The 23,070-nt window shown below is 58.5% G+C and carries 20 protein-coding genes and 1 tRNA gene; 9 read left to right on the top strand and 12 right to left on the bottom strand.

Translation table 11 applies throughout. The features are described from left to right. Positions 1–132: 132 nt before the first annotated feature. Positions 133–729 carry a transcriptional regulator BetI gene (gene betI / locus ACOWVD_RS20745; protein ID WP_273890404.1) on the top strand — a complete coding sequence of 199 codons (597 nt, stop codon included), beginning with the start codon at positions 133–135 and terminating at the stop codon, positions 727–729. An 18-nt stretch (positions 730–747) separates the two neighbouring features. Here the strand turns inward: betI and ACOWVD_RS20740 are convergent, their stop codons facing one another. Continuing rightward, positions 748–2,517, bottom strand: a complete 1,770-nt coding sequence (locus ACOWVD_RS20740; RefSeq protein WP_033633586.1) for an ABCB family ABC transporter ATP-binding protein/permease — start codon at positions 2,515–2,517, stop codon at positions 748–750. Between the two features lie 180 nt (positions 2,518–2,697). On the opposite strand from ACOWVD_RS20740, the gene ACOWVD_RS20735 reads away from it, so the two are divergent. Further along, positions 2,698–3,555 (top strand): AraC family transcriptional regulator, encoded by an 858-nt coding sequence (locus ACOWVD_RS20735; protein WP_049240075.1) that lies wholly within the window; start codon positions 2,698–2,700, stop codon positions 3,553–3,555. A gap of 34 nt (positions 3,556–3,589) precedes the next feature. Here the strand turns inward: ACOWVD_RS20735 and actS are convergent, their stop codons facing one another. After that, positions 3,590–4,339, bottom strand: coding sequence for an amidase activator ActS (gene actS, locus ACOWVD_RS20730; RefSeq protein ID WP_025304102.1), 750 nt, complete (start codon positions 4,337–4,339; stop codon positions 3,590–3,592). Between the two features lie 149 nt (positions 4,340–4,488). Here actS and ACOWVD_RS20725 point away from each other — a divergent pair, with 149 nt between their 5' ends. The 5 genes from ACOWVD_RS20725 to ACOWVD_RS20705 all read left to right on the top strand — a co-directional run bounded on the left by ACOWVD_RS20725 (position 4,489) and on the right by ACOWVD_RS20705 (position 8,916). Further along, positions 4,489–5,058, top strand: coding sequence for an HdeD family acid-resistance protein (locus tag ACOWVD_RS20725; RefSeq protein ID WP_004931723.1), 570 nt, complete (start codon positions 4,489–4,491; stop codon positions 5,056–5,058). Between the two features lie 135 nt (positions 5,059–5,193). Next, the gene (locus ACOWVD_RS20720; RefSeq protein ID WP_048324755.1) at positions 5,194–5,532 is read left to right on the top strand and encodes a hypothetical protein; all 339 of its coding nucleotides are present in this window, start codon (positions 5,194–5,196) and stop codon (positions 5,530–5,532) included. Between the two features lie 260 nt (positions 5,533–5,792). Further along, positions 5,793–6,407 (top strand): 2OG-Fe dioxygenase family protein, encoded by a 615-nt coding sequence (locus ACOWVD_RS20715; RefSeq protein ID WP_239504348.1) that lies wholly within the window; start codon positions 5,793–5,795, stop codon positions 6,405–6,407. Then, on the top strand, positions 6,404–7,636 hold the full coding sequence (locus ACOWVD_RS20710) for a cysteine desulfurase-like protein (RefSeq protein ID WP_021505696.1): 1,233 nt from the start codon (positions 6,404–6,406) through the stop codon (positions 7,634–7,636). The genes ACOWVD_RS20715 and ACOWVD_RS20710 overlap by 4 nt, the downstream gene beginning before the upstream one ends. 287 nt (positions 7,637–7,923) lie before the next feature. Next, complete coding sequence (locus tag ACOWVD_RS20705; protein WP_031300612.1) at positions 7,924–8,916, top strand: LacI family DNA-binding transcriptional regulator; 993 nt, start codon at positions 7,924–7,926, stop codon at positions 8,914–8,916. 119 nt (positions 8,917–9,035) lie between these two features. Here the strand turns inward: ACOWVD_RS20705 and ACOWVD_RS20700 are convergent, their stop codons facing one another. From ACOWVD_RS20700 to ACOWVD_RS20685, 4 genes are all read right to left on the bottom strand, one after another. Then, a complete protein-coding gene (locus ACOWVD_RS20700; protein ID WP_274852011.1) occupies positions 9,036–10,433 on the bottom strand; it encodes a c-type cytochrome in 1,398 nt (465 codons plus the stop codon). Next, on the bottom strand, positions 10,430–12,082 hold the full coding sequence (locus ACOWVD_RS20695) for a GMC family oxidoreductase (protein ID WP_025304112.1): 1,653 nt from the start codon (positions 12,080–12,082) through the stop codon (positions 10,430–10,432). The genes ACOWVD_RS20700 and ACOWVD_RS20695 overlap by 4 nt, the downstream gene beginning before the upstream one ends. Beyond that, positions 12,079–12,666 carry a sugar dehydrogenase complex small subunit gene (locus ACOWVD_RS20690; RefSeq protein WP_342140150.1) on the bottom strand — a complete coding sequence of 196 codons (588 nt, stop codon included), beginning with the start codon at positions 12,664–12,666 and terminating at the stop codon, positions 12,079–12,081. The genes ACOWVD_RS20695 and ACOWVD_RS20690 overlap by 4 nt, the downstream gene beginning before the upstream one ends. Before the next feature lie 374 nt (positions 12,667–13,040). Next, entirely contained in the window at positions 13,041–13,511 is a 471-nt protein-coding gene (locus tag ACOWVD_RS20685; RefSeq protein WP_015378962.1) for a YhcH/YjgK/YiaL family protein, read from the bottom strand. A 571-nt stretch (positions 13,512–14,082) separates the two neighbouring features. Between ACOWVD_RS20685 and ACOWVD_RS20680 the strand changes: the two genes are divergently transcribed. Together ACOWVD_RS20680 and ACOWVD_RS20675 are read left to right on the top strand one after the other, a co-directional pair. Beyond that, the gene (locus tag ACOWVD_RS20680) at positions 14,083–15,033 is read left to right on the top strand and encodes a 2-hydroxyacid dehydrogenase (RefSeq protein WP_015378963.1); all 951 of its coding nucleotides are present in this window, start codon (positions 14,083–14,085) and stop codon (positions 15,031–15,033) included. Positions 15,034–15,118: 85 nt separating this feature from the next. After that, complete coding sequence (locus ACOWVD_RS20675) at positions 15,119–16,429, top strand: MFS transporter (protein WP_421105763.1); 1,311 nt, start codon at positions 15,119–15,121, stop codon at positions 16,427–16,429. A gap of 200 nt (positions 16,430–16,629) precedes the next feature. Here the strand turns inward: ACOWVD_RS20675 and ACOWVD_RS20670 are convergent. The 6 genes from ACOWVD_RS20670 to xerD all read right to left on the bottom strand — a co-directional run bounded on the left by ACOWVD_RS20670 (position 16,630) and on the right by xerD (position 23,025). Continuing rightward, positions 16,630–16,703, bottom strand: a tRNA-Gly gene (locus tag ACOWVD_RS20670). Positions 16,704–16,850: 147 nt separating this feature from the next. Then, positions 16,851–18,368 carry a lysine--tRNA ligase gene (lysS, locus tag ACOWVD_RS20665; protein WP_421105762.1) on the bottom strand — a complete coding sequence of 506 codons (1,518 nt, stop codon included), beginning with the start codon at positions 18,366–18,368 and terminating at the stop codon, positions 16,851–16,853. A 9-nt stretch (positions 18,369–18,377) separates the two neighbouring features. Beyond that, positions 18,378–19,476, bottom strand: a protein-coding gene (gene prfB, locus ACOWVD_RS20660) for a peptide chain release factor 2 (RefSeq protein WP_096242572.1) whose coding sequence is annotated in 2 segments (ribosomal slippage) — positions 18,378–19,400 and positions 19,402–19,476 — 1,098 coding nt in all. Because the reading frame shifts where the segments join, the coding sequence is not laid out codon by codon here. 166 nt (positions 19,477–19,642) lie between these two features. After that, positions 19,643–21,376, bottom strand: a complete 1,734-nt coding sequence (gene recJ, locus ACOWVD_RS20655) for a single-stranded-DNA-specific exonuclease RecJ (RefSeq protein ID WP_015378966.1) — start codon at positions 21,374–21,376, stop codon at positions 19,643–19,645. 6 nt (positions 21,377–21,382) lie between these two features. Continuing rightward, positions 21,383–22,099, bottom strand: a complete 717-nt coding sequence (gene dsbC, locus ACOWVD_RS20650) for a bifunctional protein-disulfide isomerase/oxidoreductase DsbC (RefSeq protein WP_004931688.1) — start codon at positions 22,097–22,099, stop codon at positions 21,383–21,385. Between the two features lie 26 nt (positions 22,100–22,125). Further along, complete coding sequence (gene xerD, locus ACOWVD_RS20645; RefSeq protein ID WP_049240106.1) at positions 22,126–23,025, bottom strand: site-specific tyrosine recombinase XerD; 900 nt, start codon at positions 23,023–23,025, stop codon at positions 22,126–22,128. Positions 23,026–23,070 lie beyond the last annotated feature (45 nt).

Below are 23,070 nucleotides of genomic sequence, written 5' to 3'. Positions count from 1 at the left end.
AGACGATTTAAATGCAACTTTTAATTAACATTCTATCGTCATTTATTTGACATTTTCGCAGCATATAGAGTATTGATTGACCGTTCAATCAATCAAATCCAAAGTGTGATTGGCCTATCAGTTGAGGAAAATATGTACCGAAGAGACATTCCGGAGCAGCGTAAGGAGCAGTTGATTAACGCCGCCTTCGAGACCATAAACGTCGTCGGGCTGGCCGGCGTCACCCTGTCTCAGGTCGCGAAAGAAGCCGGGCTGTCGACCGGCATCGTCAGCCACTATTTTGGCGATAAAGAGGGGTTGCTGAGCGCCACCATGCGCAAGATCCTGCGCGATCTGCGTGACGCGGTGGCCGAGTGCCGCGCGCAAGCGGCGAGCGACAGCCAATCGCAGCTGTGCGCCATCATTCAGGGCAACTTCCACCCCAGCCAAACCAACGCCGTGTCCATGCGCGCCTGGCTCGACTTCTGGGCCGCCAGCATGCATCAGCCGGTGTTGCGCCGCCTGCAGCGCGCCAACGATCGGCGGCTCTATTCCAATATTTGCAGCCAGTTCCGCCGCGAGCTGCCGCTGCAGCAGGCGCGCGACGCGGCGCGCGGGCTGGCGGCGATGATCGATGGGCTTTGGCTGCGCGGCAGCCTGGCCGGCGACGAGACCGACCTAAAGCGGGACTGCCGCATCGCCTGCGACTACGTGGCTCAGCGGCTCAACGCCGCTCAGCAGCAGGGGTGAACGTGAACGGCGGCTCCGTCAGTGCGGTTCCTGCTCTTCACTGTACTGGGTTTGCCACATGGCGGCGTAGCGGCCGTTCGCGGCCAGCAACGCCTCGTGCCCCCCGCGCTCGACGATCTCCCCCGCCTCCAGCACGATAATTTCATCGGCGTCCACCACGGTGGAGAGCCGATGAGCGATCACCAGCGTGGTGTGGTTGCGGCTCACCTCGCGCAGGTGCCCCTGGATTTCGCGCTCGGTCTGGGTATCCAACGCGCTGGTCGCCTCGTCAAACACCAGGATGGCCGGATTTTTCAGAATGGTGCGCGCAATCGCCACCCGCTGCTTTTCCCCGCCCGACAGCTTCAGCCCGCGCTCGCCCACCCGGGTGTCGTAACCGTCGGGCAGACCGACGATAAAATCATGGATATGCGCCAGCCGCGCCGCCCGCTCGATTTCTTCATCGCTGGAGCCGGTTTTGCCGTAACCGATGTTATAACGCAACGTATCGTTGAACAGCACCGTATCCTGCGGCACGATGCCGATCGCCTGCCGCAGGCTGGCCTGGGTCAGTTGGCGAATGTCCTGGCCGTCGAGGGTAATGGCGCCCCCCTGCACGTCGTAAAAGCGGAACAGCAGGCGCGACAGCGTGGACTTGCCCGCGCCGGAGGCGCCGACCACCGCCACCGTGTGGCCCGCCGGAATGGTAAAACTCACCTGCTTGAGGATCGGCCGGCGCGTGTCGTAACCGAAGCTGACCGCGTCGAACCTCACTTCGCCGCGATCGAGGCGCAGCGGCTGCGCATCCGGGCTATCGACGATCTCACGCGGTTCCTGCAGCAGATCGAACATGTTCTCCATGTCGATCAGCGCCTGGCGCACCTCGGAATAAATAAAGCCGAAGAAGTTCAGCGGCTGATACAGCTGCAGCAGATAGGCATTGACCAGCACGAAGTCGCCGACCGTCATCGTCCCCTGCGTAATGCCCCGCGCCGCCATGGTCATCATCACGATCAGTCCGATCGAGATAATGGCGGTTTGCCCCAGGTTGATCGCCGTAAAACTGAATTGGTTCTTGATGGCGGCGTATTCGTACAGCCGGCGCGAGAGGTCGAAACGCTCGGCCTCGAACTCTTCATTGCCGAAGTACTTCACGGTCTCATAGTTCAGCAGGCTGTCGATGGATTTGCTGTTGGCGTCGGCGTTGGCCTTGTTGAGCTCGCGACGAAAGCGGGTGCGCCAGCTGACCGCCAACACGGTGAACAAGATGTAGCAGCCGACCGTCGTCAGGATCGCCAGCGCGAACCAGCCGTTCAGCATATGCCACATGATCGCCGTGACCAGCGAGAGCTCGAACAGGATCGGCACGATGGAGAACAGCAGCCGCGACAGCACCGTGGACACCGCCTGAGTGCCGCGCTCGATGGACAGCGACAATCCGCCGGTCTGGCGCTCCAGATGGAAACGCAGGCTCAGCGCATGCAGCTGGCGGAACACCCGCACGCCCAACAGGCGCGTGGCGTTCTGGCTGACGTGGATAAACATCACGTTGCGCAGTTCCTCAAACAGCGCGCCGCCCACCCGCGCCACGCCGTAGGCGACGATCAGCCCCAGCGGCACCGCCAGCATTTTCGCCGTCTCGCCGCTCAGCGCATCAACCATCGCTTTGTAGGCCAGCGGCACCAGCGTGGTGCTGACCTTGGCCGCCACCATGAACACGAAGGCCACCACCAGATACCAACGCAGCCGCGGGTTATCTTTCGGCCACAGATAGGGCAGCAGGAATTTCAGCAAACGGGAACGATCCATCATGTAATATTCATCTTCTCGGTCGGGATCGCGGCGCACAGCCGCGCGGGGGTTATGAGTTTGGCCTGGCCGGCGGCGAACGCCGCACCATTCCCTTTTCCTGCAGCGATAACTCAGCATCATCCGTCAGGAGAAGCGGCGGCGGCTCGGGCAAAGTTCAGGCATGGAGGAGACAATCACATGACCCAGACGTATGCAAAGCGCTTTGCGCTGGTCTTTGACTATATCGACCGCCACCTGGACGAGGCGCTCACCGTCGAAAAACTGAGCGAAGTGGCCCACTTTTCGCGTTTTCACTTTCAACGCCAGTTTAGCGCGTATTGTGGCATCTCGGTGTGGCGTTATATCCAGTGGATGAGGCTCAAACGCGCCTCGTACCGCCTGGCGTATAACCCGCTGGAGCCGGTGATTGACATCGCGCTGGACGCCGGTTTTCAAAACCCGGAGTCCTTCAGCCGCGCCTTCAAACAGGCGTTCAGCCAAACGCCAAGCCAGTTTCGCAAACGGCCGGCCTGGATCGATTGGCAACAGCGCTTTCCCGAGCCGAAACACAAAAGGAAACAACCCATGAAGGTAGACATTCTCGACTTCCCGGCCACGCCGGTGGCGATGATCGAACATCGCGGCCCATCCGCGCTGGTCAACGAAACCGCCGCACGCTTTATCGAGTGGCGCAAAACCAGCGGCCTGTCGCCGGTCAGAAGCAGCCGCACTTACGGTATCGCGCCGCACGATCCGGCCACCACCGAAGCGCAGGACTTCCGCTTCTACATCTGCGGAGAGGTCACTGCGCCGATCCCGGAGGACAACGCCTTCGGCGTGGTGAACGGCACGCTGCCGGCCGGGCGCTGCGCGGTGCTGCGCCATCTCGGATCGCTGGATGGGCTCTCGGAAAGCGCCCGCTATCTTTACAGCGAGTGGTTGCCGGCCAGCGGCGAGGAGCTGCGCGATTTCCCGCTCTATTTCCACTACCACAACTTCGTGCACGAGGTGGCGGAATATGAACTGGTGACCGATCTTTATCTGCCGCTGAAATAGCTGACATCCGGCTCTGCAAGGAGCCGGATTGACGTTAACAGGATGGCGACGAACCCTGCGGCGGCAGATAGCGCTGCGGATCTAGCGCGGTGGCGCGATAGCGGATCTGGAAATGCAGGAACACCGAATCGGTGCCGGTGCTGCCCATAGTGCCAATCTTCTGCCCCGCTTTCACATCCTGGCCGTTGCGCACCAACGTAGTGTCGTTGTGCGCGTAGGCGGTAATAAAGTCTTCGCCGTGCTTAATCATGATCAGGTTGCCGTAGCCGCGCAGTTGGTTGCCGACGTACACCACTTTGCCCTTGGCGGAAGCATAGATCGGCTGGCCGCGTTTACCGGCGATGTCGATGCCCTTGTTGCCGCCATCGGCATTGGAGTACGCCTGCACGATCCGGCCGCTGGTCGGCCAGCGCCAGCAACGTGCGGCGCCCGGCGGCGGCGTTTGCTTGGCGATCGCGGAGGAAGATGTTTTACGGCGCGTGGCGGCGGTTTTGGTCGGCGCGCTGCCGCTCAGCCGCAGCTTTTGCCCCACTTCCAGGCTATAAGGCGGGCGTATCTTGTTGATTCTGGCCAGATCGCTGACTTCGCTGTCGGTGATCCAGGCGATGTAATACAGCGTATCGCCCCGTTTGACGGTGTAGGACTTACCGGTGTAGCTGCCCTTCGGCAGTTTGTCGTAGTCGCGGTTGTAGGTGTTTTTACCCGAACATCCGGCCAACAGCAGCCCCAATGTCAGACACACCGCGATGCGGCGCCACCTCGCCAGCTTGCTTCCTGTGCTCAAATCCTGTCCCCAATCGTCTTTTCGGTTCTGATACGCGTCAGCCGCACAGTGTAACATTTGCGCCGGGTCAGTCAAAAACCCCCAGACGGTCTATGCTAAACAGGTAAGGATGACTGATTAATTACCCAACGACGAAATGGAGTACTGTCATGTTGAACCTCGACCGCAATAATCTCCCCCTCCTGAGCGAAGAACTGCTCAAAAAGCAACGCACCACCCTGCTGATCATCGCCTTCCTGCTGCTGGCGGGCGGCATACTGTGCCTGGTCAACCCTTTCGCCTCCGGCGCGGCGTTGAGCATCGTGGTCGGCGTCCTGCTGCTGTTGAGCGGCGCCGGGCTGATTATCGCCATGATCGCCAACCGGGCGCAGAATACCTGGCCGATGATCGGCGGCATTCTGCTGGGCGTGGCCTACCTGATTATCGGTTATGTGTTCATCACCAGCCCGCTGGCGGGCATTCTGGCGCTGGCGGTCTACCTTGCCGTGCTGTTCGCGCTCGGCGGCATCGCGCGCCTGGCGGCCGGCTATATGCGCCGCGGATTGCCGGGCAACTGGCTGCAGTTCGTCATTGGCGTACTCGATTTGATCATCGCCTGGATGCTGATCGGCTCAGGCCCGGCGGCGTCGGTCACGCTGGTGACGGCGATCGTCGGCATCGAGATGCTGGTCAGCTCCTTTGCGCTGTTCCAGGCGGCGAATCTGTTTAAACGCGCCTGACGCTACCGGCCCGCCATCGCGGGCCTCATCGTTTTTGTCGCTTCCAGACAAAACAAGGCGATACCCCCTCGGCTTGTCCGTGGTTATCTTCATCGGTAAGTGCCAATATAGGCGCAGACAAGGGAGCTGAAACCGATGACAACCCATTCCAACCCGTTGAACTCGCGGGAAGTCTGCCTGCAATTACGCCATTTCAATCAGGTAATCGGGCAACAATGCCGCAATATGGCGCGCCAAAATACCACCTGCTCGTGCTGCCTGACGGACATCGCCACCGGTTGCGACGCCGGTATCAAACTGTGCGGCCAGCAGTTGGCCAAACCCAACCCGCAAACCCCGTTATTCCGGCAGATTCGCAACTTGCTGCTCGATCTGCGCGCAGAAGCGATAGGGGTTCACAGAATTGACGTCCTGAACCGCACCAATAACGAAATATCCTGGCTGTTGCGCGAGCTGTATTTCGAGACGTTCTAAGCATAAGGGCCGCGCGCTCATCGCTTCATACCTGTCGGTGCGGGCAAGCTGCCGCGCCGTTTCATCGTAGAGCCAGCCGACTTTTCGCTATTTTATCTCTCTGCTGTTCACCCCACTTTACGACCGCCGTCACACCTCGCCACCGCTAAATTGCGTTGGTTATAGAGTCGTCTACAATTCAATCGAATTACCCCCTACAACATCAGAAATTATTATTATTAGAGGTGATTATGTTACAGAAACACGAAAACGTAATAAGTATGACTGTACTAAGCCCGCAAGCCACCCAACAGCTGATGCCATCGTTCTCCTCCTTGCCCCACACGCAACACGCCGACGGCAAATATCGCCTGCGCCGTTATTCGGTCGTTAAATACCTCAACCCCAACGTCGTCGAAGTGGGGCCGCGCACCTTCATGCAGTCGGATCAGATCAACCACTTCCAGGGCAATGTGGTTCGCCGCTTCGAACCTATCGACAGCGCCGTGTTGCAGAGCGCCGGCATGGCGGAGATGTGCAACCTGTTTGCAGAAAGCAACGAACTGCCGGAAGGCGCCGAGATAGAGATCCACCAGATGCGCGTGGTCGCCATCGAGAAAGACACCCAGGTGGCGCCGGAAGGCATTCACCAGGACGGTTTCGACCATATCGCGATGATCGCCATTCACCGGCACAACATCGTCGGCGGTGAAATCATGCTGTATGACGACAGCCACCACGACCCTTTCTTTAAAAAAGCGCTGGCGGACGGTGAAGCCGTGCTGCTGGCGGACAGCAAACTGTGGCACAACGCCACGCCGATCAACGCCGTGAGCCCGGAAGAAGAAGGTCATTTGGATCTCTTTGTCCTCACCGCGCGGGGGGAGAAAGCATGACCTTTACCCCCGAGCTCGCCCGCGCCCAGTTCAGCGCGCTGTCACAGCAGATCGACGGCAAACCGGCCATCTTTTTCGACGGCCCCGGCGGTGCGCAGGTTTCACGGGGCGTGCTGGAAAAAATGACCGACTACCTGGGAAGGTACAACGCCAACCTGGGCGGCCACTATTTCTCGAGCCGGGTCACCGGCGAGGTGATGGGCCAGGCGCGGGAATCGGTGCGCGCCTTGTTAAATGCGCCGTCGCCCGACAACATCGTCTTCGGCATGAACATGACCACGCTGACTTTCCATCTCAGCCGCATCATCAGCCGCGACTGGCAGGCCGGCGATGAAGTCATCGTCACCGCACTGGATCACTACGCCAACGTCTCCAGTTGGCAGCAGGCTGCCGCTGACAAAGGAGCCGCGGTGCATCAGATACCGCTGGAGAGCGCCGACTGCGCATTGGATGCCGCGAAAGTGTGCGAGCGCATCAACGCCAACACCCGTCTGGTGGCGGTCAGCTACGCCTCCAACGTCACCGGCAGCATCGTCGATATCAAAACCATCGTCGAAGCCGCGCATCGGGTCGGCGCGCAGGTGTATGTCGACGCCGTGCACTATGCGCCGCACAACCTGATTGACGTGCAGGCGCTGGGCTGTGACTTCCTGGTGTGCTCCGCCTACAAGTTCTTTGGCCCGCACGTCGGCATGGCCTACATCGCGCCGCAGTGGTTGCAGCGCCTGCGCCCTTACAAGGTCGAGCCGGCCACCGACGTCGGCCCCGGCCGTTTCGAGACCGGCACGCAAAGCTTCGAAGCGCTGGCCGGCGTCGCGGCCGCTATCGAGTATCTGGCGCAGTGGGGCACGCCCGGTGCGCCGTTAAGGCAGCGTCTGCAGGAGAGCTTCGCCGCCTACCACCAGCATGAAGAGGCGTTGTGCAGCCACTTCCTGCAGCGGCTGCAACAACTCGACGGCGTGCGGCTTTATGGCAACCCCCGGGCGGACAGCGCGCGCCGCACGCCGACCTTCGCCCTGACCTTCAGCGGCCATACGCCTGACGCGATCGCCCGCCGCCTGGGGCAGCACAACATCTGCGCCGGCAGCGGGCATTTCTATGCGTTGGGTTTGGTACAACAGCTGGGGCTGCAGGACGGCGGCGTGCTGCGCATCGGCATGATGCACTACAACACTCGGGGCGAGATCGATACGCTGTTCAACGTGATCGCCGAAGATATTCTCAGTTAACCCGGCCATATCGGCCCGTTCATCTTATTGGGCGGGCCGAATAAGGTATCAAACTGCCGGTCTTTTCTTCCACCGCGTCCACGGCGCACAGATGCATGCCTTTCTTTCCCCGCGTTACGAAATGCGAAGATAAAGAACATATAATGCCAGAACGGGAAAAAAGACCTGGATCGGCGCATCGTGCGGTTGTCACCGGATACGACGGAGGCAGCACATTGCGCGCATTCTCTTTTGACTCGGCAGTGGGCATAATGACAAACACGGTCTGGATCAGATGAGTATGAATGGTGAAGTCGCAGCGCATTACGTTAAATGACATTGCTGTACTGGCTGGTGTCACCAAAATGACGGTCAGCCGCTATCTGCGCACGCCGGACAGGGTTAAACCGGAAACCGCTGCGCGCATCGCCGCCGTGATCGAGGAAGTCGGCTATCAGGCCGATCCTGACAATCCCGCCCTCTATTCCAATAGCCCTCCCCTCATCGGCGTTCTGGTTCCTTCTTTTAACAATCTGATATTTGCTGATGTCCTCGCCGGCATTGAATCCGTGACGTCTGTACAGGGTTATCAGACGCTGGTCGTCAATTATGACTACAACAGCAAACGCGAAGAGGAGCAAATTGCCGCGATCCTGGCTTTTAAGATAAAAGGGCTGCTGCTGACCGAGTCAGTTCATAGTCTGCGGGCGGAAAAATTCCTGAAGACGGCAAAAATACCCGTTGCTGAAATCATGGGGCTGTCAGGCAATGCAGATCGAATTAACGTGGGTTTTGATAATGTGAAAGCCGGCTACGATATGACCACCATGTTGCTGGCCAGCGGTAAAAAACGCATTATCTATTTTGGTTCAATGTCTGATATCCGCGATGAACAGCGTTACACGGGATACTGTCAGGCAATGGCTAACCATGATTTACCTACCGGTCGTATTTCCCCCAATAAGATCTCTTCCATTTCAATTGGGACAGGCATGATGACGCTTGCGAGCCAAATGTATCCGGATATGGATGGAATTCTCTGTACCAACGACGATCTGGCCGTGGGCGTGTTACAGGAATGCCTGGCAAACGGTATCAGCGTTCCAGCGCAAATTGCCATTGCCGGATTTCACGGTCTTGAGATCGGGCAGATCATCACCCCTCGGTTAGCCAGCGTACTGACGCCACGCTATGAGATGGGGAAAGTGGCGACAGAAATCATAATAAAAAAAATTAAAGGGCTGCCGACCATTGAACGTGTCGATCTCCACTTCCGCCTGTCAATGGGGGAGACAATATAGCTTTCCTCGCCAGTCACTTCAGCACTGGCCATAATTGCCCGCTTCGCCAGAAGAACATCACTCGCTATCCCGACCAGAAATTCGGCCAGATGGCGCCACCCACCTGACCGAACGCCCCCTTAACGTGCCTTGCGGCGCCGGAGCCAGAATAGGACCAGCAGAATAATGACGACCGCCGCGACGGCCATGCCAGGCAGAATCATCGGCTGTGCGCGCGCCAACAGCGGTTTCGGGCCCCCGGCGCGCACCTCACTCACGTCCTCCTCAGTCACGCTCAGCGTGCTGTTGCCGTATTTCTGCAGCACGAAGTTAGCGATATCGGCAACCTGCTTATCCGTCAGCTCTCCGACATAGGAACCGGCGCCAAAGCTCGGCATCAGTACGTGCTTGCCGTCAACCCGGCGATCAACCCCCTGCAAAATGGCGGCAATCAGGTTTGACGGATTGCTCGCGGCCGTGGTGGAGTTGTTGAATAGCGAAGGGTAGGCCTGGTTCAAACTGCCGCTGCCGTCCGGCTGATGGCAACTGGCGCAGTAGCCGCTGTAGAGCGCCTCGCCGCTATTGAGCGTGTGGTTGGCGTTGGGCGAATTCATGCCGCGGAGATGGGGCTCAACGTTGTAGTGCGCCTGGCCAAGGCCATTGCCCTGGCGCCCCTCGCCCTGTGACGGCACGGTCTTCAGGTAAGTTGCAATCGCCCGCAGCTGCCGGTCGGTCAGGTATTGGAAGCTGTGCTCAACGGCTTCAGCCATTGGCCCCGCAGCTTGTGCGCGCCCTTCCGCCCGACCGGTTTTCAGGTAGTCCACTAACTCCTGCTCGCTCCAGTCGCCGATCCCTTCCTGGCGATCGGCGGTGATATTCGGCGCGTACCAAGAACCCAACGATGCCCCCATCAGGAAGCGCGAATTGTCTTCCGCCATCAGCACATTACGCGGCGTATGACAGGTTCCGCAGTGAGCCGGGCCCTGCACCAGCGCAGCCCCCTCGTTCCACGCCTCACCTTTCGTCACATCCGGGGTGAAACGCCGATCGTCCAAATAAAGCATGTTCCACACCGCCATGGAGAGGCGGATGTTGAACGGAAACGGCAGATCGGTTTGGCGCTTGGCCGGCTCATCGACCGGGGCAACGCCATGCATGAAATAGGTATACAACGCGTGGATCTCGTCATCACTCAGACGGGTATAGGCGGTGTAAGGCATTGCCGGATAGAGATACGTCCCATCTTGCCGGATCCCAGAGCGCAGAACCTCGGCAAACGCCGCTTCAGAATAGCCGCCGATGCCGTATTTTACCGATGGGGTTATATTGGTGGCGTAGATAGTGCCCATGGGAGAAGCAATGCCGTACCCCCCGGCAAAAGGCTTGCCCTGCTGCTGCGTATTCGTATGGCAGGCCATGCAGTCCGAGGCAATAGCCAGCGCTTGCCCTCTAGCGATCAGATCGCCGTCCTGGGCATGCGCCGCGAAGCCGCTTCCCAGCAGCAGCGTCGCTGCCAGCGAGTGGGTGATTTTATTCATTTGCTCTCCAGGGCGCGCAGTACGTCATTGGCCGCCTTGAGTCCAAGCGCCGCCATCGTCAACGTGGTGTTGACAACGCTGGCTGAAACCATGGCGCCTCCACCCGGGATCCAAAGGTTGTCATGATCGTGGGCGCGGCAATTGCCGTTCACCACCGAGTTCGTGGGATCGCTGCCCATGATCGTGCCGCCCATAATGTGGTTGTTGGCATTCAGCTTGTCGTTAATCACAAACTCTTGCGCATCGAACAAGTCGCCAATCTGCCGTAGCTGGGTTTTGACCACTTCCAGCCCTTTGCGCACGTAATCGCCAACGTCGTAGTGGATGTCCGGGCAGGCCAGGCCATGCTTGTCTTTGCGGGTAGGGCTCAGGGTCAGACGGTTGTTCGGGTCCGGCAGCGGTTCCAGGCTGATGGAGAGATCCACCGAGCGGCTGGCGCGATCGCGCACTTCATCCTGCAGCGCCTTGCCGACCTTGCCCGTTTTCAGGACTTCAAGGGCGGAGGGGATCACCCGGTTGATGTTGTTGATGATGATCTTGTTGGCAGAGTGGTCGCTGCGGAACGCACCGTCACGATACCCCACCATGCAGCTGCTCTGCGCCGGGCCGCGGCCAACCCACAGGGCCTCTCGCGCCAGGAAGGAGCAGTGCAGGCCAGAGTGATCCATCATGTTGCGCCCCACCTGATCCGAGCTGTTCGCAATGCCGTTCGGGTTCTTTTCGTTGGCCGCCAGCAGCAGCAAGCGCGGGTTCTCAATCCCATTGCAGGCCAGAACGAACGTTTTACCGATCGCCCGATGGGAGTTATGCGCCGTGTCGTACCAGTGAACGGCGGTGACGCGGTTATTGTCGTCGGTGTCAATTTTGTACACCACCGCCTCGGGGATCACCTTCGCCCCCTTGTGTTCGGCCCGTTCAACGTGGTGAATGCCGTTGTACATCGCCCCTATAGGGCAAATCGGCTGGCAATTGTTATTGCCGCAGCAGGTGGGTCGTCCGTTCCAGGGGCGGGTGCTGCGGCCTTGCGGAATGGGCACCGATTTAAAACCGTGAGGATTAACAATCTCAGCAATGCGTCTGTCGCCGTAGGCCCAGGGCACCATGTCCATCGGGTAAGGCCCGCTGCGTTCCGCAGGGGACTGCCACTCCGGATTATTCGGGCCGGCAACGCCTATTTCCTCTTCGGCTTTCGCGTACCACGGTTCGATATCTTCGTAGGAAATAGGCCAGTCTCTCCCCACGCCATAGAGGGATTTCATGCGAAAATCATTGGGATGGTTGCGCCAGCAAGAAGCGGCCCAGTGCCAGGTAGTTCCCCCCACCACACGCAAATAGCCCTGTTTAAAGCCTGAGCCATTGGGGCCGGTCAGTTTGATATAGTCGTTCTCCGGGAAATAGAGCGGCGCGGTGGCGTACTCCGATTGCGGGTAAAGCCCCTGAAAATCCGACCCCGCACGATTGTGCAGTGGCATATTGCGCCAGTTTTCCACAGCCTGTGCGCGCTCAATGCGCGGGCCTGCCTCAAGCACCAGCACCGAGTAGCCCTGGCTCACCAAAGCATCCGCCATCAGACCGCCCACAATACCGGAACCGACAATGACGACATCGGCCTCTGCATCGCCGGAAGCATTAATTATTGGGCTTTTCACACGCGGTCCTCATATTTTTTATCGGCTACGGCAGGCAAATCTGTTGCGGGAATGGAAGGTTGGCGGGTAACGCCCGGCGGCAAGCCGGTCCACCACAGCGGGCCAAAATTGCACCAGGTCGGCACAATCAGGGCATCCTGAACCGTGCGATACATCAGCGCCTCTTTATAACTAATCAACTGACCCTGCTCAGCGTTTGAAGGATCTACGGTTCCGGTATACCACGCGGTCACGATCGCCTGGATAAGCTCCCTCTGCCCCTGTTCAATCGCATGTCGGTTCAAGGTTTCCGCATCGGTGGCTTGCTGGCTCAGGATGAACAGGGCGTTGAGTTGCGAGTTCAACTGCGGAAAATGTTCGCGCAGTGCGGAAAAATAGCGGGCGGAGAGTGTGACGTCCAAATCGTCAAACTCGGTAATTTTTCTCGAAATTTGCAAAAATTGCGCGTATTCAACGGGCGAGGCGGCAATTTGCGTCCGTTCGGCATAGGTTATATTTGAATAAGGCAACAGGCTGGCGGCGACGATGACGCCCACCATTTTCCCCAGCGCCTCCCTGCGGGTAAGCACGATTTGCAACGACATTATTAGCTCCGAAATAATTTATTTTTATATAGTTTTTTTAATATCTATCAGAACGCAGGCAAACCAAAATAAAAAATTGTGCTAATGGGGAGGAACCGCATTAAAAGATCAAGGCGTTATGAGATTGGCTACATCGACTACAGAGGTAAACTCCGGCCTTAATGATGTAATCTGAACCTGAAGCAAATATCCCTGTAAATAATACGGCGTAATCTCTGCCGTAAATTTATTCAACCCAACTCAATTTTTAAAAGTTAGGGGCTATGGCTTTGACGGGAAAGGCGTATTCTTCGGAATCGCTGCAGACGGCGGATGAACGAGGCTTTCCGCCGGGCAGCCTGAAGTAGCGATACCAGCCGCCGCTGAACGTCTTGCTACGTCAGCAGGGCGCCGTCGATTTTCGCCACAATTTTACGCAGAACTGCCGGCGTTGTGCAGGTACTCATCGGGCGATGCAGCTCCCCCGGGAAGATAACGGCCAGTTCACCGGGTTGCAGGTGGATGAGAGTCTCACCGGGGATCGCCGGGCTAAACCCAAGGTCGTGCGCCTCGTTAAATGGCTCACTCAGGGGCAAAGGCAGCCCCAGAACTCCGGCGCCAATCACTTCTCGCCCTTCCAGGACAAGATGGATATCCAGATACTGGCGATGAAACTCCGGCTTCTGGTCGGCCAACAGTTTGGTTTCTCCTTCAACGACGTTAAAGAACATCTGTTTACCCTGCACCTGATAGTGGCCGACAGGTAAATTGTACGGCTCACTTTCAATAATGCTGGCCAGCATTTTTCGAATGGCTGCCGGATAGAATTTATTATTTACGGCAGTGGTTAAGGCATCAATAATCATAATATTTTCTCTGGTAGATATCGATTCGGTATTTCACCGACAAGAACAATGGCTGGGTATTTTTATGGCAACAGGCAATCTCGGCGTAATTACGGTAGAATCGCTATTCGATCGTTCTACGGGCGCCACTATGAATAAGCAACAAAGCAAACCGCTTTGTTGTTAATATTTACAACCTATCACCACTGTGAGTAAACTCCACCTGAAAGGCTATTCGGCATGGTGAAATAAGTCATGACCTATCTCACGGTTTTTAGCCGCTTAAAACTGTGACAAAAGTCACTTAATTAAGTGTTACGAAACGACGTTACTTATCCTGTGATCCACGGCAGAAAATCACTGGATATTCACCGCTTTCACCAAAATCGATCGATTTAGCCTTCTCCCCCTACGGGCATAATGAGTTATTTTCCCCGATAGTCACTGACAGAAACCACGAAATTGCACACGAGATCACGCCAGCAGTAACATGCTTTTTTAACACTCTTTGGCGTGATGCAGATCGCAAAAATAAGCGGTAAAAAAACGTCTGATACAGGGTATCCCCTATTTTTCAGACAGGATCGCAACGATGCACACTGACACTCAACCTACCATTTTACTTATCGCGCCGGTGATGGATGCTTTGCAAGCCGCGTTGGACGCCCGCTACCGGGTATTCCGTCTCTATGAACAATCAGATATTCCAGCCTTTCTGGTTCGCCATGGCGCAGACGTTCAGGCGGTGGTCACCCGTGGTGATGTGGGGGTAACCCGAGAGACGCTGGAGCAGTTGCCGCAGGTGGGCATGATTGCTGTCTTTGGCGTGGGAACCGACGCTATCGACCTCAACTACACCCGGGAACGCCATATCAGCGTCGGGATCACCGCCGGCGTGCTGACCGATGATGTGGCAGATCTGGCTCTGGGGCTAATGCTGTCCGCCAGCCGCCGCCTCTGCCAAGGGGACCGATTTGTACGCGAAGGCCGCTGGGAAACGACGCCGCCACCGCTGGCGACTAAAGTGAGCGGTAAACGCATCGGTATTTTCGGCATGGGGAATATTGGCCAAGCCATCGCCCGCCGGGCGAAAGGCTTCGATATGACCATCCTGTATACTGACCGCCAGCGCAAAGACGGCCTGGATTACCAGTGGTGCGCCGATCTGCACACGCTCGCAGCACAGAGTGATTTCCTGGTGATCGCGGCATCCGGCAGTGCGGAAAACCGCGGGATTATTGATGCCAGTGTATTTAACGCCATGCCCGAACGCGCCTGGCTTATCAATATTGCCCGCGGCAGCCTGGTCGATGAGGCGGCGCTGATAAAGGCGTTACAAAATCATGTTATCGCCGGGGCCGCTCTGGATGTCTTTGAAAACGAACCCCATGTCCCGACAGCGTTCTTTGCTCTCGAGAATGTTCTGCTTCAACCCCATGTGGCCAGCGCTACCGTAGAAACTCGTCAGGGAATGAGCCAATCCGTTTTGGATAATCTGGCAGGTTATTTTTCACATCAGGATATTCCTGGGTTAATTCAATAAAAATGATCGTTTGAGTTACGAATAATCATTTTTATCCGCCAACACAATATTCTCTGTGAATGGCGGATATCATCGAGACGCTATTATGACCGATAAAATACCAGGAACTCGCTGGCTGCGGGTTATCGCGCCGATCCTTATCACCTGTATTATTTCATTTATGGATCGCGTTAATATCAGCTTTGCTCTGCCGGGTGGCATGGAACAGGATTTAGGTATTACCAGCCAGATGGCTGGCGTGGCCAGCGGTATCTTTTTTATTGGTTATTTATTTCTGCAAATCCCTGGCGGACGACTTGCGGTTTACGGTAGCGGAAAACGTTTTATAGCCTGGTCGCTCGTGGCCTGGGCGATTGTCTCTATCGCCACCGGGTTCGTCACCCATGAATATCAACTGCTCGTGCTGCGTTTTATTCTCGGGATCTCCGAAGGAGGAATGTTGCCCGTCGTGCTGACCATGGTAAGCAATTGGTTCCCGGAAAAAGAACTGGGGCGCGCCAATGCCTTCGTCATGATGTTTGCCCCACTAGGGGGGATGCTGACCGCCCCGGTTTCCGGCGCGATTATTGCCACTCTCGACTGGCGCTGGCTGTTCATTATCGAAGGCTTGTTGTCGGTCGTGGTGTTGACCATTTGGTGGCTGGTAATCAGTGACCGTCCGGAAGAGGCGCGTTGGCTACCGGCGAAGGAACGCGACTATTTATTGACCGAACTGGCCCGGGAGCGCAAAGCGCGGGAAGGGAGGGTGCCGGCAGCGAAGGCGCCGTTAAAAGCGGTGTTTCGCAACAAGGGATTGATGCGCCTGGTCGTGCTGAATTTCTTTTACCAGACCGGAGACTATGGGTATACGTTGTGGCTGCCCACCATCTTGAAAAACCTGGCCGGTGGCAGCATGGCCAATGTTGGGGTATTGGCGATCCTGCCGTTTGTTGCCACTCTGGCGGGGATTTATGTGATTTCGATGTTCAGCGATCGCAGCGGTAAACGCCGTTTGTGGGTCAGGATCTCCCTGTACTGTTTTGCGGCGGCGCTGATAGCCTCGGTGATCCTGCATGAGCACGTGGTGGCCGCCTATATCGCGCTGGTGGTGTGCGGCTTCTTCCTTAAAGCGGCGACCAGCCCCTTCTGGTCAATTCCCGGACGCATTGCGGCGGCGGAAGTGGCGGGCAGCGCACGCGGGGTGATCAACGGGCTGGGCAACCTCGGTGGGTTCTGCGGCCCCTATCTGGTAGGCGTCATGATTTATCTGTACGGACAGAACGTCGCGGTTTGCGCGCTGGCGGCATCGCTGTTGCTGGCAGGAAGTATCACCTTCCTGCTGCCGAAAGAATGCGACCGCTCCTGCGAAGAAACGGACAACCGCCTGCCATCCGGGGCTAAACAGAAGTGGAGTTAAACGGCAATGGCGCGCTGTGGGCAGCAACGGCGGCTCACACCCGCATCAGGATTGGGCGGCGTGTTGTGTTATCGCGGTTAAATGCCAGGCCAATGGCTTGAGCGACTCACAAGCCAACCCGCACCAAACGGTGATGCAATCGTTGAGAATCAGCTTTTCTAAAAACGGTTATAACTCAATGGGGTGATGCATAGGGAGATTGGAGCGGGTGAAGGGAATCGAACCCTCGTATGCAGCTTGGGAAGCTGCCGTTCTACCATTGAACTACACCCGCATCGGTGTGCGACAGGCATTATAACCGGTTATCGGCGGCGGGCAAGCGGAGATGGCGCGTAACTGTCGATGTTTTAAGCGGTTAAGTCCCGTAGACGAAAAAAAACCGGCGCAGTTGCCTGCACCGGTTGTTGCACGCTAAACGGGATTATTTCTGTGGGCGCATCGCCGGGAACAGAATCACGTCGCGGATGGTGTGGCTGTTGGTGAACAGCATCACCATGCGGTCGATGCCGATGCCCAGACCGGCGGTCGGCGGCAGGCCGTGCTCCAGCGCGGTGACGTAGTCTTCGTCGTAGAACATCGCTTCGTCGTCGCCGGCGTCTTTGGCGTTCACCTGGTCGGCGAAGCGTTGCGCCTGGTCTTCGGCGTCGTTCAGCTCGGAGAAGCCGTTGCCGATTTCACGGCCGCCGATGAAGAACTCGAAGCGGTCGGTGATTTCCGGGTTCACGTCGTTGCGGCGCGCCAGCGGCGACACTTCAGCCGGGTACTCGGTGATGAAGGTCGGCTGAATCAGATGGCTTTCCGCCACTTCTTCGAAGATCTCGGTCACGACGCGGCCCAGGCCCCAGCTCTTCTCAACCTTGACGCCGATGGATTCGGCGATGGCCACCGCTTTGCCCATGTCGGCCAGGTCAGCCAAATCGGTTTCCGGACGGTATTTCTTGATCGCCTCGGTCATGGTCAGCTTCTCGAACGGCTTGCCGAAGTCGAACACTTCGTCGCCGTACTGCACCTGAGAGGTGCCCAGCACTTTCTCGGTCAGGGTGCGGAACAGGGTCTCGGTCAGCTCGATCAGGTCTTTGTAATCCGCGTAAGCCATGTAGAGTTCCATCATGGTGAACTCTGGGTTATGACGCGGAGAAACGCCTTCGTTGCGGAAGTTGCGGTTGATTTCGAACACGCGTTCGAAGCCGCCGACCACCAGACGCTTCAGATACAGTTCCGGCGCGATGCGCAGGTACATGTCGATATCCAGCGCATTGTGGTGGGTGATGAACGGACGCGCGGACGCGCCACCCGGGATCACCTGCATCATCGGGGTTTCGACTTCCATGAAGCCGCGTTCCACCATGAAGTTACGGATAGCGGACATCACCTGCGAACGCACCTTGAAGGTGTTGCGCGATTCTTCGTTGGCGATCAGATCCAGGTAACGCTGGCGGTAACGGGTTTCCTGATCCGCCAGGCCGTGGAATTTGTCCGGCAGCGGGCGCAGCGCTTTGGTCAGCAGACGCAGTTCGGTGCAGTGGATCGACAGTTCGCCGGTCTTGGTTTTGAACAGCTTGCCGCGCGCGCCGAGGATATCGCCCAGGTCCCACTTCTTGAACTGCTCGTTGTACACGCCTTCAGCCAGATCGTCGCGCGCGACGTACAGCTGAATGCGGCCGCCCACGTCCTGCAGCGTAACGAAGGATGCCTTGCCCATAATGCGGCGGGTCATCATGCGGCCGGCGACGGTCACTTCTGCGCCCAGCGCTTCCAGCTCTTCGTTGTCTTTATCGCCGTACGCGGCGTGCAGTTTGTCGGAGGTGGAGTCGCGACGGAAGTCGTTCGGGAACGCAATGCCGTTCTCACGCAGGCCGGCCAGTTTCTCGCGGCGGGACTGCAGTTCGTTATTGAGATCCAGCGCCTGATCGGCGCCCTGTACTTGTTGTTCAGACATTTCTATTCCTCATAACCCGGCTTTCAAACTTGCCTCAATGAATTTATCCAGGTCGCCATCCAGTACGGCCTGCGTGTTACGCGTTTCGACGTTGGTGCGCAAATCCTTGATGCGGGAGTCATCCAGCACGTAAGAACGGATTTGGCTGCCCCAGCCGATGTCGGACTTGTTGTCTTCCATCGTCTGCTTATCAGCATTTTTCTTTTGCATCTCAAACTCGTACAGCTTGGCTCGCAGCTGTTTAAACGCTTGATCCTTGTTCTTATGCTGAGAACGATCGTTCTGGCACTGCACCACGATGTTGGTTGGCAGGTGAGTAATACGTACGGCGGATTCGGTTTTGTTGACGTGCTGACCGCCCGCACCGGAGGCGCGGTACACGTCGATACGCAGATCCGCCGGGTTGATTTCGATATCGATATCGTCGTCGACTTCCGGGTAGATGAACACCGAGCTGAACGAGGTGTGGCGACGGCCGCCGGAGTCGAACGGGCTCTTGCGCACCAGGCGATGAACGCCGGTTTCAGTGCGCAACCAGCCGAACGCGTAGTCGCCGATGATCTTGATGGTGGCCGATTTCAGGCCCGCGACGTCGCCGTCGGACTCTTCGATCACTTCGGTCTTGAAGCCCTTGGCTTCGGCCCAGCGCAGGTACATGCGCAGCAGCATGCTGGCCCAGTCCTGCGCTTCGGTGCCGCCGGAGCCGGCCTGGATATCCAGGTAGCAGTCGGCGCTGTCGTATTCGCCGGAGAACATGCGGCGGAATTCCAACTGATCCAGCTTGCTCATCAGTTGATCCAGTTCGGCGACCGCTTCGTTGAAGGTCTCTTCATCGTCGGCTTCCACCGCCAGTTCCAGCAGCCCGCCGACGTCTTCGCCGCCCTGCTCCAGCTGATCGATGGTTTCAACGATGGCTTCCAGCGCGGCGCGCTCTTTGCCGAGCGCCTGCGCGCGCTCCGGCTCGTTCCAGACGTCCGGCTGTTCCAGCTCGGCGTTGACTTCTTCTAGGCGTTCCTTCTTGGCATCATAGTCAAAGATACCCCCTAAGAACCGCAGTCCGCTCGGACAGGTCCTGAATTCGGTTTTTTACCGGGTTAATTTCAAACATGGTTTCGTTCTTTTACGTTGATGTCGTCGATGGCGGAATGCCATTGGAACCGCTAATTCTAACGGATCCGGGCGGCAGTTTATAGCGAGTTGGTCAGTTTTTGTGGCGATCGGGAAGGATGCCGGGGATTGGAGAGCCCAATCCCCGAATTGTGTTCAATTTCACTTCAGCGCGGCCAAAGATGCTGGATCAGCAGTTGCACGTTGCGGTTGCCGCGAAACTCGTTGACGTCGAGCTTGTAGGCCAGTTCCACTTCGCGCACGCTGCTGTCCGGCCACAGCGTGGTATCCACGTTAAACGCGATGCCGTCGAGCAGCGGGCCGCCGCCGAGCGGTTCCACCATCAGCTTCAGGTGTTTCTCGCCCACCAGCCGCTGCTGCAGAATGCGGAACTTGCCGTCGAAGGTCGGTTCAGGGAACGCCTGACCCCACGGGCCGCCCTCGCGCAGCAGCTCCGCCGTGGTCAGCGACAGCTCCTGCATCGCCAGTTCGCCGTCGGACCAGATAACCCCTTCCAGCATCGCCGGATCGAGCCATTCCCCCACCAGCTCGCCGAAACGCTGGCGGAACTCGTCGAATTTGGCCTCTTCCAGCGACAGCCCGGCCGCCATTGCGTGGCCGCCGAACTTCATCATCAGCCCGGGGTTCAGCATATCCAGCCGCTCCAGCGCGTCGCGCATGTGCAAGCCGGGCACCGAACGGCCGGAGCCCTTCAGGATGCCGTCGCCCGCCGGCGCGAACGCGATCACCGGGCGGTGGAAACGCTCTTTGATGCGCGAAGCGAGGATGCCCACCACGCCCTGATGCCATTCCGGGTGATACATCGCCAACCCATAAGGCAGCTCGGTGCTGGTGCGCTCCAGCTGATCGCACAGCTGCAGGGCCTCCACCTGCATGCCCTGCTCGATCTCGCGGCGCGTCTGGTTCAGCGCATCGAGATCGTTGGCCAGCATGCGCGCCTGCGCAATGTCGTCGCTCAGCAGCAGCGCCACGCCGATAGACATGTCGTCCAGCCGGCCGGCGGCGTTGAGGCGCGGGCCGAGGGCGAAACCGAGATCGTTGGCCGCCAGCTGGCGGGCGTCGCGGTTGGCCACCTCAAGCAGCGCGCGGATGCCCGGTCGGCATTTGCCGGCGCGGATGCGGTTTAACCCCTGATACACCAGAATGCGGTTGTTGGCGTCCAGCGGCACCACGTCGGCCACGGTGCCGAGCGCCACCAGATCCAGCAGTTCCGCCAGATTCGGCATCGCCAGCGCGCGCTGCTCGAACCAGCCGCTGTCCCGCAGCCGGGCGCGCAGCGCCAGCATCAGGTAGAACGCCACGCCTACCCCCGCCAGCGATTTGGACGGGAAGGCGCAGCCGCGCAGGTTGGGATTGACGATCGCTTCAGCCGCCGGCAGGGTCTCACCCGGCAGGTGGTGATCGGTCACCAGCACCTGCATGCCTTTGGCGTGCGCCACGTCGACGCCGGCGTGGGAGGAGATGCCGTTATCGACGGTGACAATGAGTTCTGCGCCGCGCGCCGCCGCCTGCTCCACCACTTCAGGGCTCAGGCCGTAGCCGTCTTCGAAGCGGTTTGGCACCAGATAATCGACGGCTGCGCCGCCCATGCTGCGCAGCGCCAACACCGTCAGCGCGGTGCTGGTGGCGCCATCGGCGTCGAAATCGCCCACCACCATGATGCGGCGGCCGTCGGCCAGCGCCTGTTGCAGCAGGCTGACGGCGTCGTCGATACCGTCCAGCTGTTGCCAGGGCAGCATGCCCTTGACGCTGCGTTCCAGCTCTTGCTCAGCCTGCACGCCGCGCAGGGCGTAAAGCCGGCGCAGCAGCGGCGGCAAACTGGCGGGCAGATGCGTGTCGTCCGCCGCCGGGCGGCGGCGTAGTTGCGTTTTGATACTCACCGGCGATTAACCACCGGCTTTGGTGGCGGCCTGGTGCGCATCCAGCATGGCGGCCATCTCTTTTGGCCCCTGATAGCCCGGGATCATCATGCCGTTTTCCAGGATGATGGCCGGCGTGCCCTGAATGCCGAACTGTACGCCCAGCTCGTAATGCTTGCTGATGTCGGTTTTACAGGTCGCCGGAGAAACGGCGTCGCCCTTCATGGCGGCGTCGAACGCCTTGGCCTTGTCGGCGGTGCACCAGATCGACTGCATGTCTTTTTCAGCCTGGGATGCCAGCCCCTGGCGCGGGAATGCCAGGTAACGCACGGTAATACCCAGATCGTTGTACTCTTTCATCTGCTGATGCAGCTTGTGACAGTAACCGCAGGTGATGTCGGTGAACACGGTGATCACGTGTTTCTCTTTCGGCGCCTTGTACACGATCATCTGATCTTTCAGCGCGTCCATCTTGCTGCTCAGCAGTTGGTTGGTCACGTTGACCGGCTCTTTGCCGCTGACGTCGAACAGCGGGCCCTGCAGGATGTGCTTGCCGTCTTCGGAGGCGTACAGCACGCCGCTGTCGGTCAGCACGGTTTTCAGGCCGTTGACCGGTGAAGGCTGCACGTCCGCCTGCTGGATGCCCAGGCTGGCGAGCGCTTTTTTGATCGCCGCGTCATCGGCATGGGCGGCGCCGGCCACCGAGGCCACCAGCAGTGAAAGCAGCATTAAACCTTTTTTCATTATTCCAATCCTTTCGAACCCGCCGCTCAGGCGCGCGGGTGATGCTGTTGATGTAGCTGTTTCAGTCGTTCGGTCGCTACATGAGTATAAATTTGCGTGGTCGAGAGATCGCTGTGCCCTAACAACATCTGTACGACACGGAGATCGGCCCCATGGTTCAGCAAATGGGTAGCGAACGCGTGCCGCAACACGTGCGGCGACAGACGCTCGCTGTCGATGCCCGCAAGGATGGCATAGTGTTTGATGCGATGCCAGAACGTCTGTCGGGTCATTTGCTGGCAGCGGGTGCTGGGGAACAGCACATCCAGCGTCTGGCCGTTGACCAGCCATGGGCGGCCGTGCTCCAGATAGTTTTCGATCCAGTAGACCGCCTCTTCGCCCAGCGGCACCAGTCGCTCCTTGTTGCCCTTGCCGATCACCCGCACCACGCCCTGACGCAGGCTGACGTCGCTGATGTGCAGCCCCACCAGTTCGGAAACCCGCAGCCCGGTGGCGTACAACACTTCGAGCATCGCCTTGTCGCGCAGCTCCAGCGGCTGATCGACGCAGGGCGCCTGCAGCAACGCATCGACCTGCGCCTCGCTCAGATCTTTCGGCAAGCGCTGCGGCAGTTTGGGAGACGCCAGCTGCGCGGTGGGATCGTCGGCGCGCAGCTTTTCGCGGTACAGATATTGAAACAGGCGCCTCATGGCGCTCAACAAACGCGCGGAGCTGGTGGCCTTGTAACCGCCATCCACCCGCTCGGCGAGAAACGCCTGCAGATCCAGCGCCTGCGCCTGCAGCAAATCGGTCTTCTGCTGGCCAAGCCAGGCGCCCAGGGCCTGCAAATCCAGCCGATAGGAGGCCAGCGTATTTTCCGCCAGATTGCGCTCAAGCCACAGCGCATCCAGGAATTGTTCAATCAGCGCATTGTCTTGCTGTTGCACGCGGTCCTCTCTTTGTTGCATTTCCACCCGCGCCATTATGCCTTA

The sequence above is a fragment of the Serratia sp. SA088 genome (genome assembly GCF_049065515.1).
Lineage (GTDB): Bacteria > Pseudomonadota > Gammaproteobacteria > Enterobacterales > Enterobacteriaceae > Serratia > Serratia nematodiphila.
The sequence above is the reverse complement of the archived record's forward strand: the minus strand, read 5'-3'. Positions and strand labels throughout refer to the sequence as shown.